14 protein-coding genes are annotated in these 12,870 nt (G+C 61.9%); 9 read left to right on the forward strand and 5 right to left on the reverse strand.

Annotated features, from left to right (window positions below; translation table 11 throughout):
• Positions 1-197: 197 nt before the first annotated feature.
• The gene (locus CO670_RS06875) at positions 198-1,481 is read right to left on the reverse strand and encodes an O-acetylhomoserine aminocarboxypropyltransferase (protein ID WP_097589565.1); all 1,284 of its coding nucleotides are present in this window, start codon (positions 1,479-1,481) and stop codon (positions 198-200) included.
• 116 nt (positions 1,482-1,597) lie between these two features.
• Entirely contained in the window at positions 1,598-2,026 is a 429-nt protein-coding gene (locus CO670_RS06880; RefSeq protein ID WP_097589566.1) for a CoA-binding protein, read from the reverse strand.
• 118 nt (positions 2,027-2,144) lie between these two features.
• Between CO670_RS06880 and CO670_RS06885 the strand changes: the two genes are divergently transcribed.
• Together CO670_RS06885 and CO670_RS06890 are read left to right on the forward strand one after the other, a co-directional pair.
• Positions 2,145-2,468 carry a hypothetical protein gene (locus CO670_RS06885; protein ID WP_097589567.1) on the forward strand — a complete coding sequence of 108 codons (324 nt, stop codon included), beginning with the start codon at positions 2,145-2,147 and terminating at the stop codon, positions 2,466-2,468.
• Between the two features lie 473 nt (positions 2,469-2,941).
• Positions 2,942-3,778 carry an EamA family transporter gene (locus tag CO670_RS06890; RefSeq protein WP_097589568.1) on the forward strand — a complete coding sequence of 279 codons (837 nt, stop codon included), beginning with the start codon at positions 2,942-2,944 and terminating at the stop codon, positions 3,776-3,778.
• Here CO670_RS06890 and CO670_RS06895 read toward each other — a convergent pair whose 3' ends face one another.
• Positions 3,779-4,612 carry an enoyl-CoA hydratase gene (locus CO670_RS06895; protein WP_097589569.1) on the reverse strand — a complete coding sequence of 278 codons (834 nt, stop codon included), beginning with the start codon at positions 4,610-4,612 and terminating at the stop codon, positions 3,779-3,781. It abuts the gene before it with no gap.
• Between the two features lie 101 nt (positions 4,613-4,713).
• Positions 4,714-4,947 (reverse strand): DUF1127 domain-containing protein, encoded by a 234-nt coding sequence (locus CO670_RS06900; protein ID WP_097589570.1) that lies wholly within the window; start codon positions 4,945-4,947, stop codon positions 4,714-4,716.
• A 73-nt stretch (positions 4,948-5,020) separates the two neighbouring features.
• Here CO670_RS06900 and CO670_RS06905 point away from each other — a divergent pair, with 73 nt between their 5' ends.
• The 7 genes from CO670_RS06905 to CO670_RS06935 all read left to right on the forward strand — a co-directional run bounded on the left by CO670_RS06905 (position 5,021) and on the right by CO670_RS06935 (position 11,657).
• A complete protein-coding gene (locus tag CO670_RS06905; RefSeq protein WP_176538884.1) occupies positions 5,021-5,920 on the forward strand; it encodes a LysR family transcriptional regulator in 900 nt (299 codons plus the stop codon).
• Positions 5,921-6,224: 304 nt separating this feature from the next.
• Positions 6,225-6,689, forward strand: a complete 465-nt coding sequence (gene rplM, locus CO670_RS06910) for a 50S ribosomal protein L13 (RefSeq protein WP_012483399.1) — start codon at positions 6,225-6,227, stop codon at positions 6,687-6,689.
• 1 nt (position 6,690) lies between these two features.
• Positions 6,691-7,158 carry a 30S ribosomal protein S9 gene (gene rpsI / locus CO670_RS06915; RefSeq protein WP_010035502.1) on the forward strand — a complete coding sequence of 156 codons (468 nt, stop codon included), beginning with the start codon at positions 6,691-6,693 and terminating at the stop codon, positions 7,156-7,158.
• A gap of 302 nt (positions 7,159-7,460) precedes the next feature.
• Positions 7,461-8,651 (forward strand): CmlA/FloR family chloramphenicol efflux MFS transporter, encoded by a 1,191-nt coding sequence (gene cml / locus CO670_RS06920; protein WP_097589571.1) that lies wholly within the window; start codon positions 7,461-7,463, stop codon positions 8,649-8,651.
• 255 nt (positions 8,652-8,906) lie between these two features.
• On the forward strand, positions 8,907-9,869 hold the full coding sequence (speB, locus tag CO670_RS06925; RefSeq protein ID WP_097589722.1) for an agmatinase: 963 nt from the start codon (positions 8,907-8,909) through the stop codon (positions 9,867-9,869).
• A gap of 59 nt (positions 9,870-9,928) precedes the next feature.
• Complete coding sequence (gene argC, locus CO670_RS06930) at positions 9,929-10,861, forward strand: N-acetyl-gamma-glutamyl-phosphate reductase (RefSeq protein WP_097589572.1); 933 nt, start codon at positions 9,929-9,931, stop codon at positions 10,859-10,861.
• Between the two features lie 4 nt (positions 10,862-10,865).
• Positions 10,866-11,657 carry a sulfite exporter TauE/SafE family protein gene (locus CO670_RS06935; protein WP_097589573.1) on the forward strand — a complete coding sequence of 264 codons (792 nt, stop codon included), beginning with the start codon at positions 10,866-10,868 and terminating at the stop codon, positions 11,655-11,657.
• A 10-nt stretch (positions 11,658-11,667) separates the two neighbouring features.
• Here the strand turns inward: CO670_RS06935 and CO670_RS06940 are convergent, their stop codons facing one another.
• Positions 11,668-12,771, reverse strand: a complete 1,104-nt coding sequence (locus CO670_RS06940) for a COX15/CtaA family protein (protein WP_097589723.1) — start codon at positions 12,769-12,771, stop codon at positions 11,668-11,670.
• Positions 12,772-12,870: the final 99 nt, after the last annotated feature.

The raw sequence follows: 12,870 nt of genomic DNA on the forward strand, positions 1-12,870 counted from the left end.
TCAAATTATTGTTGGCCTGAGAATGACCGCTCTTATGGATCGAGTTGGACGGCTCGTCGTCTCACTCCCCTCTTTTTCGATTTTTAGTTCGATCAAACAAAATCAGCGCTCGACTCTGCTCGAACCGGGCGCTGATCCCATAATTGCATTGGGCAAACGTAGTCTGCAAATTTACAAACTCTTGCTGCGAAGGACGGTCAGATCTTGGAAAGCGCCTGCTCGAGATCGGCGATGATGTCCTTGACGTCCTCGATGCCGATCGAAAGCCGCACCACATCGGGGCCGGCGCCGGCGGCGATCTTCTGCTCGTCGTTCAACTGCCGATGCGTCGTCGAGGCGGGATGGATGACGAGCGAGCGGGTGTCGCCGATGTTGGCGAGATGGGAGAAGAGCTCCAGGCCTTCGACAAGCGTCTTGCCCGCTTCGTAGCCGCCCTGAACGCCGAAGGTGAAGACGGAGCCTGCGCCCTTCGGCGAGTAACGCTCCTGCAGGGCGTGGTTCGGGTCGTCTTCGAGACCGGCATAGTTCACCCAGGCGATCTTGCTGTGCGCCTTCAGCCATCTGGCGACGGCGATCGCATTGTCGCTGTGGCGCTGCATTCTGAGCGGCAGGGTTTCGATGCCGGTCAGGATCAGGAAGGCGTTGAAGGGCGAGATCGCCGGGCCGAGGTCGCGCAGGCCGAGCACGCGGGCGGCGATGGCGAAAGCGAAATTGCCGAAGGTCGCATGCAGGACCATGCCGTTATATTCCGGCCGCGGGCTCGACAGCATCGGGTAGTTGCCGGATTTCGACCAGTCGAAAGTGCCGCCATCGACGATGAGACCGCCCATGGAATTGCCGTGGCCGCCGAGGAATTTCGTCAGCGAATGCACGACGATATCGGCGCCGTGTTCGATCGGGCGGATGAGATAGGGAGTTGCCATCGTATTATCGACGATCAGCGGCAGGCCGTGACGATGCGCGACCTCGGCGATCGCGGCGATATCGACGAAGGTGCCGCCGGGATTGGCGAGGCTCTCGATGAAGATCGCGCGCGTCTTATCGTCGATCTGGCTTTCGAAGCTTGCGGGATCATCGGGATCGGCCCAGCGGACCTGCCAGCCGAAATTCTCGAAGGCATGGCCGAACTGATTGATCGAGCCGCCGTAAAGCCTGCGGGCGGCGATGAAATTCTCGCCGGGGCGCATGATGGTGTGGAAGACTATCATCTGCGCCGCGTGGCCGGAGGCGACGGCAAGGGCGGCGGTTCCCCCTTCCAGCGCTGCGACGCGCTCCTCGAGCACGGCCTGCGTCGGGTTCATGATGCGGGTGTAGATGTTGCCGAAAGCCTGCAGGCCGAAGAGAGAGGCGGCATGATCGGAATCATTGAAAACGAAAGCGGTGGTCTGGTAGATCGGCGTCACCCGCGCACCGGTCGCCGGATCGGGCTGGGCGCCCGCATGAATCGCCAAAGTGTTGAATCCCGGATCATTCTTGGCCATGTCGTCCTCCAGTTTTGCTGACGGGCAGGATCATAGCCTGTCACCGATGAAAGTTAATCGCGATCCGTTTCAACCCAAGGGCGTTCGGTGGAAAATCCGTCTCCGCGGACGGCACGTCAGGCAACGAGGCGAGGATACTCGATCGCCGGGCAGCGGTTCATCACCACCTTGATGCCGGCGGCTTCCGCCTTAACCGCAGCCGCATCGTCGCGGACGCCGAGCTGGGCCCAGACGACCTTCGGCAGCGGCTTCAGCGCCAATACCTCTTCGACCACCCCATCCAGATATTCGGCGGCGCGAAAGACGTCGACCATGTCGATCGGCACGGGAATGTCGGCGAGCCGGGCATAGACCGTACGACCGTGGATCTGCTTGCCCGCCTGCCCCGGATTGACGGGAATAACCTCATATCCGCGCGACAGCAGATAACCCATGACGCCGTTGCTCGGCCGCGCAGGATTGGGCGATGCGCCGGTCAGCGCGATGGTCTTTACCGAATGCAGGATGCCGGCAAGATAATCGTCCGTGTAGATGTTGTGGTTCATATCCGCTTCTCCACTCCCAAATGCCCTCGGCGGGGCGTAATGTTTGTCTGCGTCTCCATGAAACCGGAGGCGCAGGTTTCCCGTATATATGAGTTGGGTGCTCCAGGAGGATGATTCGATGAAAAAACTCGCTCTTGCCTTCGCGCTCGTGCTCGCCGCATCTCCTGCGCTGGCGATCTCGCGCTACAATCCGCTCACCATGAGCTGCGCCAGCGTGCGCGCCGCCATCCACAATCAGGGCGCCGTCATCTTCCGTTACCAGTCTCCTCGCGGCCTGCCGCTCTACGACCGCTATGTCCGCAACAGCAATTACTGCGACGCGACCGATTATGCGGAATGGACGCATATCCCCTCGAAAGACAATCCGCGCTGCCCTGTTTTGAACTGCCAGAACATCGACAACCTTGACGGGATGCTGTTCATTCCGCATTATCAACTCTGATAATTCCGCCGCCGTGAATAAGCGCGGGAACCATATGCCCTTCGCGCTTGCGAAGAGGCTGCAACTCAATCCCGCGCTGCGATTTGTTTTAGATTATACAATCAGCAGCTTTAATTTTCCCCTATGTCAAAGTTATAGAATAATATCTATATTTCAGCAGCATAGAATAATAAGCTATCGAACACCTCCGGATAATTTCTTTCTTCGTTCTAGATATGGACGCATTATGTTCTTACGTCCATTAGAAACATCTCATAGTTGAAAGCAGCGCCTGGATTGAACGCATATCGCGCGCACGTAAAAATTGATCAGAAGGACCGCCATTGGACACACAACGAAGGATAATAATCGACATTTGAACGACGCCGTCGTGGCCCGCTTCGATTTTCGTGCAAATCCCAGTTGTCTTTTCAGAAAATTAAGCCGCCTATGGAGAGGCGTTTCCCTTCCCTCGGCCTTTCGGGTTCACTTCCTTGCCTCTCGACGTCATCCTGCTCGTTCTTTTCGGCGCATTGCTGCACGCGACATGGAATGCCATCGTCAAGGCCGGCAGCGACAAATCGCTCGATGCGGCGCTGATTTCGGCGGGCGGCGCGGTTTCGGCCTTGCCGTTCCTTGCATTCCTGCCGTTGCCGCACGCCTCGGCCTGGCCTTTCATCGGCGCCTCGGCCATCCTGCAATTCGCCTATTTCCAATTGGTCGCCGCCGCCTACCGGGCCGGCGATATCGGCCTCGTCTATCCGCTGATGCGCGGCTGCGCGCCGCTACTGATTGCCGCCACAAGCGGCTTCGTCCTGCAGGAAAAGCTTTCCCCCGCAGCACTTGCCGGCATCATGACGATCTCAGCCGGCGTGCTGACGCTCGCTCTCGAAGCGCGGCGAGGCAACAGCCGCGCCGTCATGTTCTCGCTCGCCAATGCCTGCGTCATCGCCAGCTACACCTATGTCGACGGCATCGGCGCACGCCTTTCCGGCAATGCGGTTTCCTACACATTGTGGATGTCGCTGCTGCCGCCCGTCCTGTTGTTCTCGTGGGCGACATCCCGGCGCGGCGCTTTCGCGGTGACGCGTCATATCCGTCGCAACTGGTGGCGCGGCCTCGTCGGCGGCGCCGGCTCGATCGCCTCCTACGGGCTGGCGCTCTGGGCGATGACGAAAGCCCCGGTCGCCACGGTTGCCGCCTTGCGCGAAACCGCAATTCTGTTCGCGCTGGTGATCTCCGTCACCGTGTTCAAGGAAAAGGCCAGCATCTGGCGCTATGTCGCAGGAGTCGTCATCGCGATCGGCGGCCTGGTTCTGAAACTGGCGTGATTACTCGCCCTTCCATTCCGCCTTGCGCTTGCCGAGGAAGGCGCCGATCCCTTCCTGCGCATCGCTTGTCAGCATGTTTTCAACCATCACCCGGGCGGTAAAGTCATAGGCTGCCTCCACCGGCAGGTCGAGCTGCCGATAAAAGGCTTCCTTGCCGATCTTCAGAATCAGCGGCGACTTGCTGGCGATGACGCCGGCATATTTGGCGACGACCTGCGCCAGATATTGTTTCGGCACGATGCGGTTGACGAGGCCGAAATCCTTGGCGGTCGAAGCGTCGATCGTCTCGCCGGTCAGGAGCATCTCCATCGCCTGCTTGCGATGAGCGCCGCGCGAAACCGCGACCATTGGGGTCGAGCAGAACAGGCCGATATTGACGCCCGGAGTGCAGAATGTCGACGTATCCGTGCAGATCGCCAGATCGCAGGAGGCGACGAGCTGGCAGCCCGCGGCCGTCGCAAGCCCGTCGACCTCGGCGATGACGGGCTTCGGCAGATGCGCGAACTTGAGCATCAGATCGGCGCAGAGCCGGAAGGACCGTTCGAAGAAAGCGGCTCCCTGATCGTCATCGGCGCGATGAGCGGTGAGTTCCTTGAGATCGTGGCCGGCGGAAAAGACGTTGCCGGTCGAGGCGATGACGATGACCCGCGCATCCGGATCCGCAGCCGCCGCATCGAGCGCGTTCATCAGCGCTTCGAGAAGCGCGATCGAAAGCACGTTTGTCGGCGGGTTGTTGAGGACGAGCCGCAGCACGCCGTCCCGCAGCGAGCGGAGCAGCAATCCACCCTCGTCCGCACTGTCTGCGTCCTTCCGGAAGGATACGATTTCGGCCATGATGCAGCTCCCTGCGCTTGATTTTCCAAACAGCAGTTCTGCCACAAGGCGCCGGCAATTTCGAGCAATATCGGCGGCTTAGGCGAAAGCGGCCGGGGCCGCTACTCTATCCAGAACCATGACCTCGATACCTCGGCCTTCGCCTCGGCGCGGGTCAGGCCGACATCGCGAAGCTGGTCGTCGTTCAGTTCCGCAAGAGTGCGGCGGCTGCGGCGCTTTTCCAGCCAATGCTCGATAGCCCCGACGAGCCGCAGGGCGACGCCGCTAAGCTTGCGGAGCTTCGGCGGGACGATATCGCGGGACGCCTCGTTGATCTCGCTTGCTTCCAAAGACATCTCTTCTTCCTTTCCTCGACGGACGAAGGATGCACTGGAAGACATCGTGAAAGAAGCTTATGGATATTATGATATGCATAAGGATTTCTTTGGAATGCCTCTGAATCTCGATCAGCTCGCGACCTTCGTCAACGTCGCAGATCTCGGAAGCTTTACGGCTGCGGCCGATAAGGAGGGGCTGACGCAACCGGCCGTCAGCCTGCAGGTCAAGGGGCTGGAACAGCGGCTCGGCGTCCGGCTCATCGAGCGCGTCGGGCGGCGGGCGCAGCCGACCGCGGCAGGCCTCGACCTGCTCGCGCATGCAAGGCGCCTGCTCCAGGAATCCGCCGCGGCTGAAGAAGCGATGATGCCGCATCGGGATGGCGCGAGCGGCCGCGTGCGCATCGGCAGCGGCGGCACCGCATCGATCCATCTGCTGCCCCGCGCCATCGCCGCCGCCAGGAAAAGCATGCCCAACCTCGAAATCACCGTCCACATCGGCAATGCCGACGACATCCTGCGCGACCTGGAGGCCAACAGCCTCGATATCGCCGTCGTCGCCCTGCCGGCATCCGGACGGAACTTCGAGATCGAACCTTTCTACGAGGAGGAGCTGCTGGCCGTCGCGCCCGCGGGCAGCCGCATGCCCGAAGGCGGACCGGACGCCGCCTTCATGCGCGCCAGGACGCTGCTGCTTTACGAGGGAGGCAATACGAGACGCACGATCGACGACTGGCTGGTCGCCCCAGAAAACAGGATCCGGCCAGCCATGGAGTTCGGCAGCATCGAAGCGATCAAGGAGCTTGTCGCCGCCGGGCTCGGCTGGTCGATCCTGCCGGGGCTGGCGCTGAAGCGCGACCGTGCAGGGCTTGTGGCGACGTCGCCGCTGAATCCCAAACTCACGCGCCGCCTCGGGATGGTTCTTCGCCGGGACAAACATCTGACACGCGGGCTTCGCGAAATGATGAAATGCCTGCGCGAGTTCGAAGATTAGGGCCCTTCCGACCGTGCAATCCTGCTTCCAAAGCAGCGTGAAAGCATCAGGCACGATCGTTCTTCAGGCGACAAATGTGAGGTATTGCAATACCCCATATCTAACATGCTGTTTTTATTATCTCTTTTTTCCGGGTGTCAGAAAAGCCTGTATTGACCGGATGTCACATTGCCTTTATACACCGCGCCAGAACGCAGCCTTTCCGGGCTGCTTTCTTTTTGGCCTGCCTCAGGCGTGCCAATCCAAGCAACAAGAAACGCCCTTCAAGCCCTCGGGCCAAGGGTCCTAAAAGAGAGTATTCACTATGGCAACCTTCTCCCAGAAGCCTGCAGAGGTGGAGAAGAAGTGGGTGATCATCGACGCCGAAGGGCTGGTCGTTGGCCGTCTCGCTTCCATCATCGCTATGCGCCTGCGCGGCAAGCACAAGGCAACCTTCACGCCCCACGTTGACGACGGCGACAACGTCATCGTCATCAATGCCGACAAGGTCGTCTTCACCGGCAAGAAGTATTCCGACAAGGTCTACTACTGGCACACCGGTTATGCCGGCGGCATCAAGGAGCGCACCGCGCGCCAGATCATCGAAGGCCGCTTCCCGGAGCGCGTCCTCGAAAAGGCAGTCGAACGCATGGTTCCGCGCGGCCCGCTCGGCCGTCGCCAGATGAAGAACCTGCGCGTCTACGCCGGCTCCAACCATCCCCATGAAGCCCAGCAGCCGGTCGCCCTCGACGTTGCCGCGCTCAACAAAAAGAACGTAAGGAGCGCCTAATATGGCTGACCTCTCCTCCCTGAAGGAACTCGGCACGGCTTCCGAAGCTGCTGCTCCGGCCCACGTCCGCAAGGTCGATTCGCTCGGCCGCTCCTACGCGACCGGCAAGCGCAAGAACGCCGTCGCCCGCGTCTGGGTCAAGCCGGGCTCCGGCAAGATCATCGTCAACGGCAAGGAATTCGCGGAATATTTCGCCCGTCCGGTGCTGCAGATGATCCTGCGCCAGCCGATCGTCGCGGCTGCCCGTGACGGCCAGTTCGACATCGTCGCAACCGTTGCCGGCGGTGGCCTCTCCGGCCAAGCCGGTGCTGTTCGCCACGGCCTGTCCAAGGCGCTCACCTACTTCGAGCCGGGCCTGCGCTCGGTCCTGAAGAAGGGCGGCTTCCTGACCCGCGACAGCCGCGTCGTCGAACGCAAGAAGTACGGCAAGGCAAAGGCCCGCCGCTCCTTCCAGTTCTCCAAGCGCTAATCGCTTCGGACAGACGGAATTTACGAAGGCCGGGGAAACCCGGCCTTTTTGCTTGCGCGTTGAGGAGCTCTTGGGCCTGTTTGGCGCCATTGCCGCATTCCGGTTCTGCTGATAGAAATCCGGCAAAGCGCTTCGCGAATGTGCGAAGCCGCAGCCAAGGCCGCCTCATGGGAACAACCAAGTCCGCAGACAACTAAGCCGCAACAACCTTGCGCTGTTGTTGCGGCGTCTGTCCCAGCAAATCCGATACTGATGAAAAGACAGATCGCCGCCGAATGAAATCATTTGAGCGGATCTTACCCATGTCTTATCCGAAAATTCCGTCCTGGAATTATTCCGTGCCGGCGGCATTGTTGCTGATGGCTCCCTTCGACATCCTGGCGTCCCTTGCCATGGACATCTATCTACCGGTCGTGCCGACGATGCCCCGGGCGCTCGGCACCTCGCCTGAGGTCATCCAGCTAACCCTCAGCCTCTATATGCTTGTGCTCGGCGTCGGGCAGATCGTCTTCGGTCCGATCTCCGATATCGTCGGACGGCGGCCCGTCCTGCTCGGCGGAGCGGCACTCTTTGCCGTTGCATCCTTCCTGCTTGCCGGCGCCTCATCAGCGTCCCTCTTCGTGGCCTTCCGATTGCTGCAGGCCATCGGCGCCTCGGCGGCTCTTGTCGCAACCTTCGCGACGGTGCGCGACGTCTATGCCGAGCGCCCGGAAAGCAGCGTGATCTATAGCCTGCTCGGTTCCATGCTATCTCTTGTACCCGCGTTCGGGCCGATCGTCGGAGCGGTGATTGCGGACCGTTATGGGTGGCGCGCCATCTTTCTCGTCATCGGTCTCCTCTCGGTCGCCGCCATTCTCCATGCCGGCACGCGATGGCATGAGACCCGCCCGGCGGCTGCGGCGGCAACCATCGCGTTACGCCCCATTCTCACGAGCTTTCCCTTCTGGGTCTACACGACCGGTTTCAGTGCGGCGATGGGAGCCTTCTTCGTCTTCTTCTCGACTGCGCCTCGCATCCTGATCGATCAAGCCGGCTTTTCCGGCATCAGTTTCAGCTTCCTCTTCGCCTCGGTGGCGCTGGTGATGATCGTGACGGCGCGCTTTGCCAAACACTTCGTCATGCGCTGGGGCATCGCAGGCAGCCTCGCCAGAGGAATGGCGATGCTGCTTGCCGGAGCGGCGATGCTTGCCATGGGAGAGATGTTTCTGCAGGCACCGCTCGTCAGCTTCATCCTGCCGATGTGGATTATCGCAGTCGGCATCGTCTTTGCGACGGCCGTCACCGCCAACGGTGCGCTCGCAGCCTTCGGCGATACCGCGGGAACGGCAGTGGCGCTTTATTTCTGCGTCGAAAGCCTCATGGTCGCAGTTGCAGGCACATTGTTCGTGGTTCTGCTCGACGGCGACACGGCCTGGCCGCTCGCAGCTTATACCGCCATGACGGCACTGATAACCCTGGTCGGATTGCGCCAGCTTCCGCGGAAGGCAGCCTGACGAATGCTGCTGAACGGCGGCCGCTCGAAAGCCAAGAGCGGCCGTCAAACAACGGGATCGCTTGAAATCTCGGCCTACCTCGCCTACCCCTTTGCTGCCCCGAAAGGAAACACCAGCTCCTTCCGGGGGATCAGGCAGACCTCGTCGGGTGGCAGCAGATCCGCCGCCCGCGGTGTAGTCGTGACCGGTGATCCGGCAATGTCAGTCGACATCGAACGCGGCTCTGGTTTAGCGCCCACAGAGAAGGAGCCCCTCTTGGCGAACAAGTCCATCGATCATGCCTTCACCGCCACCAGCCTCACCTCCGCCGCCAGCGACCCGACCTTTGCCGGTGCGCTGTCCTTCATGCGTCGACGCTTCACCAAGGAACTTGCCGGCGTCGATGTTGCCGTCTGGGGCATTCCTTTCGACGCCGCGACATCGAACCGGCCGGGCACGCGCTTCGGGCCGCAGGCGATCCGCCGCGCTTCGGCAATCTTCGACAACGACGCGCAATATCCCTTCAACCGCGAACTCTTCGCCGGCATGGCCGTGATCGACTACGGCGATTGCCTGCTCGACTACGGCAACCATCAGGATACGCCCGCGGCCATCGAACGCCAGGCGAACGTCATCCTCGACAGCGGCGCTTTCCTGCTGACGCTCGGCGGCGATCACTACGTCACCTGGCCGCTGCTCAAAGCCCATGCGGCAAAACACGGGCCGCTGGCCCTCGTGCAGTTCGACGCGCACCAGGACACATGGTTCGACGAAGAGCGGCGTATCGATCACGGTTCCTTCGTGGCGCGTGCCGCCCGCGAGGGCATCATCGATCCCGACCGCTCGATCCAGATCGGCATCCGCACCCATGCGCCGGAGGATTGCGGCATCAACATCCTCTATGGGCATCAGGTCGAGGACATGAGTGCCGGCGACATCGCCTCGGCGATCATCTCCCAGACGCGCGGCGCTCCCGCCTATCTCACCTTCGATATCGATTGCCTCGATCCGGCTTTTGCGCCGGGCACCGGCACGCCGGTCGCGGGCGGACCGTCGAGCGCCAAGATCCTCTCGGTGCTGCAGCGCCTGCATCAGCTCGACATTCGCGGCGCCGACGTGGTCGAAGTGTCGCCGCCCTATGATCATGCCGATATCACCGCCATTGCGGGGGCAACAGTGGCAATGTATATGCTGGGTCTTCACGCCGAGCGACGCGCCATCGCTGTGTCACAAGGCTGACGTATCATCGCAAACTGAATCCGGAAACCTTCAGAACCCATTGAAAGCGCAGGTCTAACATGGCACCGAAAATCTTCATCGACGGCGAACACGGCACAACGGGTCTGCAGATCCGCACGCGCATGGCCGGCCGCCGCGATGTCGAGCTTCTGTCCATTCCGGAAGCCGAGCGGCGCAACGCCGCCATGCGCGAGGACATGCTGAACAGCGCCGACATCGCCATTCTCTGCCTGCCCGACGACGCGTCGAAGGAAGCGGTGCAGATGGTGTCGGCCAACAACAATGTCCGGGTCATCGACACCTCGACCGCCTTCCGCGTCAATCCCGGCTGGGCCTATGGCTTTGCCGAAATGGACAATGCGCAAGCGGACAAGATCAAGGCCGCCCGCTTCGTCGCCAATCCCGGCTGCTATCCCACCGGTGCGATCGGCGTCATACGGCCGCTGCGCGCCGCCGGCATCCTGCCGGACGGCTATCCGGTGACGGTCAACGCGGTCTCCGGCTATACCGGCGGCGGCAAGCAGCTGATCGCGCAGATGGAAAATCCGGACCACCCGGATGCGATCACCGCACCGCATTTCCTTTACGGCCTGCCGCTCACCCACAAGCATGTGCCCGAGATGACCGTGCACGGCCTGCTCGATCGTGCGCCGATCTTCTCGCCGTCCGTCGGCAAGTTCGCGCAGGGCATGATCGTGCAGGTGCCGCTGCATCTCGACGATCTCGCCGAGGGCGCGACGATGGAGAGCATCCACGCCGCACTCGTCGCCCATTATGCCGGTCAGGACATCGTCACCGTCGTGCCGCTCGCCGAAAGCAAGGCGCTCCCCCGCGTCAACGCCGTCGAGCTCGAAGGCAAGGACACGATGAAGCTCTTCGTCTTCGGCAAGGAAGGCGGCTCGCAGGTCAATCTGGTGGCGTTGCTCGACAATCTCGGCAAGGGCGCCTCGGGCGCTGCCGTCCAGAATATGGACTTGATGCTCGCCTCCTGACGTCATGACGCCGGACGCGCTTATAGACGGCGTGCAGGGATGGTTTGCCGCCGCCCTGCCCGACCACGGAATCTATGCGCTGATGGCCTTCGCCTTCATCGCCGGGCTTGCCCGCGGCTTCTCCGGCTTCGGCGCTGCGCTGATTTTCATTCCGCTCGGCGGTGCGATCGTCGGGCCGAAGCTGGTCTCGCCGATTCTGCTCGTCATCGACGGCGTGGCGACGCTCGGGATGATCCCGCCCGCCTGGCGCGGCGCCAACCGACGCGAGGTCTTCATCATGGCGGCGGGTGCTGCCCTTGGCGTGCCGGCCGGTACTGCCATACTGGCTTTGCTGGACCCGATGCTCTTGCGCTGGAGCATCACGATCATCGCCATCAGCCTGCTTGCGCTTCTGGTATCCGGGTGGCGTTACCACGGCGCGCCCTCCGCACCGCTTACCAGCGGCGTCGGCCTGATCGCCGGGCTTTTCAGCGGCGCGGCACAGCTCGGCGGGCCACCTGTGGTCGCCTACTGGCTCGGCGGCAAGAGCGACCGCACGCGCGTCAGGGCAAATGTCGTGCTTTATTTCTCGATCTCGACCGTCTTCAGCGTCATCAGCTATTATGTCGGCGGCCTGTTCGTGCCGGCCGTCTTCGCGCTCACCGTCGTCATCCTGCCGAGTTATGCGGTCGGGCTCTACGGCGGCTCGAAACTGTTCGGGCTCGCCGAGGAACGGACCTTCCGCATCGCCTGCTACGTGCTGATCGGCGTCGCAGCGATCGTCGGCATGCCGCTGCTCGACGGCGTGCTGCGCTGAACGGTTCTCTTCAATTATGCTCGGCGATCAGCGTCTCGCGCGGATATTCACCGTAAAAGCCGCGCCAGTTGGCGACGGCGAAACCGAAGACCACCAGCGCGCCGGCTTGGTGCAGCAGGCCCCAGTGAAGCGGCACCTGCATCAAGAGCGTGGCGACGCCGATCGTCGCTTGTATCGTCACCAGCGCAAAAAGCAGGACGGCGCGGCGCGCATGGGTGGTCCATGATGCGCCGCGAAGGGCGATCACCATATTGATCAGCGTGAGCGCGAAGAGCGTATAGGCGCCGATCCGGTGGATGAACTGCACGGTCTTCGGGTTCTCGAAGGCGTTGATCCAGAAAGGTTGCTGGATCAGCAGATCCGACGGGATGACCGCGCCGTCCATCAGCGGCCAGGTATTATAAGAAAAGCCGGCATCCAGCCCCGCCACCAGCGCGCCGAGATAGATCTGGAACAGTGAGAAAATGGCGATCGCGGCAGCAAATGCGCGCGAGCTTCGTGCCGGCGCCGGATCATCCGAATGTCTGGAGAGACCGCGCATGATCCACATGCAGGAGGCGAAGATCAGGCAGGCCATGACGAGATGGGTCGCAAGCCTGTACTGGCTGACATCCGTGCGGACCGAAAGACCGGAGGACACCATCCACCAGCCGATGAAGCCCTGCAGGCCGCCGAGCGCCAGGATGCCGACGAGCGGCCAGCGCAGGCGTCTTTCGATCCGCCCCGTCAGCCAGAAATAGACGAGCGGCAGGGCAAAGATCACACCGATGCCGCGGGCGATCAGCCGATGCGCCCATTCCCACCAGAAGATGCCCTTGAACTCTTCGACGGTCATGGAGCTGTTCAGCTGCTGAAATTCGGGAATGCGCTGGTAGAGGCGGAACTCCTCCTCCCATTCGGCAGCCGACAGCGGCGGGATGACGCCGTGGATCGGCTTCCATTCGGTGATCGACAGGCCGGAATTGGTGAGCCGCGTTGCGCCGCCGACCAGCACGAGACAGAAGAGCGTCAAGAGCACGAAGCCGAGCCAGAGGCGCACGGCGCGGCGGTCGCGGTCCTGCTTGCGCATTTCGCTGCGGATCGCCTGTTCCGTGGTGAGGTTCGCGACGGCCATGATGTCTCCTTCTATCCGGGTGTTGATTTGCCCCACCGGCTCATGCAAAACAAGCCCCGAACCTTTGCGGCATGCCGTCGCGCCGGTTCGATCCATCCA

Source organism: Rhizobium sp. J15, from assembly GCF_002531825.1.
Taxonomy (GTDB): Bacteria; Pseudomonadota; Alphaproteobacteria; order Rhizobiales; family Rhizobiaceae; genus Rhizobium.

What these genes read in the sequence shown, in the direction of transcription:
- CO670_RS06875 (WP_097589565.1), bottom strand. Translation starts at nt 1,481, where the DNA reads ATGGCCAAGAATGATCCGGGATTCAACACTTTGGCGATTCATGCGGGC.
- CO670_RS06880 (WP_097589566.1), bottom strand. Translation starts at nt 2,026, where the DNA reads ATGAACCACAACATCTACACGGACGATTATCTTGCCGGCATCCTGCAT.
- CO670_RS06885 (WP_097589567.1), top strand. Translation starts at nt 2,145, where the DNA reads ATGAAAAAACTCGCTCTTGCCTTCGCGCTCGTGCTCGCCGCATCTCCT.
- CO670_RS06895 (WP_097589569.1), bottom strand. Translation starts at nt 4,612, where the DNA reads ATGGCCGAAATCGTATCCTTCCGGAAGGACGCAGACAGTGCGGACGAG.
- CO670_RS06900 (WP_097589570.1), bottom strand. Translation starts at nt 4,947, where the DNA reads ATGTCTTTGGAAGCAAGCGAGATCAACGAGGCGTCCCGCGATATCGTC.
- CO670_RS06905 (WP_176538884.1), top strand. Translation starts at nt 5,021, where the DNA reads ATGCATAAGGATTTCTTTGGAATGCCTCTGAATCTCGATCAGCTCGCG.
- rplM (WP_012483399.1), top strand. Translation starts at nt 6,225, where the DNA reads ATGGCAACCTTCTCCCAGAAGCCTGCAGAGGTGGAGAAGAAGTGGGTG.
- rpsI (WP_010035502.1), top strand. Translation starts at nt 6,691, where the DNA reads ATGGCTGACCTCTCCTCCCTGAAGGAACTCGGCACGGCTTCCGAAGCT.
- cml (WP_097589571.1), top strand. Translation starts at nt 7,461, where the DNA reads ATGTCTTATCCGAAAATTCCGTCCTGGAATTATTCCGTGCCGGCGGCA.
- argC (WP_097589572.1), top strand. Translation starts at nt 9,929, where the DNA reads ATGGCACCGAAAATCTTCATCGACGGCGAACACGGCACAACGGGTCTG.
- CO670_RS06935 (WP_097589573.1), top strand. Translation starts at nt 10,866, where the DNA reads ATGACGCCGGACGCGCTTATAGACGGCGTGCAGGGATGGTTTGCCGCC.
- CO670_RS06940 (WP_097589723.1), bottom strand. Translation starts at nt 12,771, where the DNA reads ATGGCCGTCGCGAACCTCACCACGGAACAGGCGATCCGCAGCGAAATG.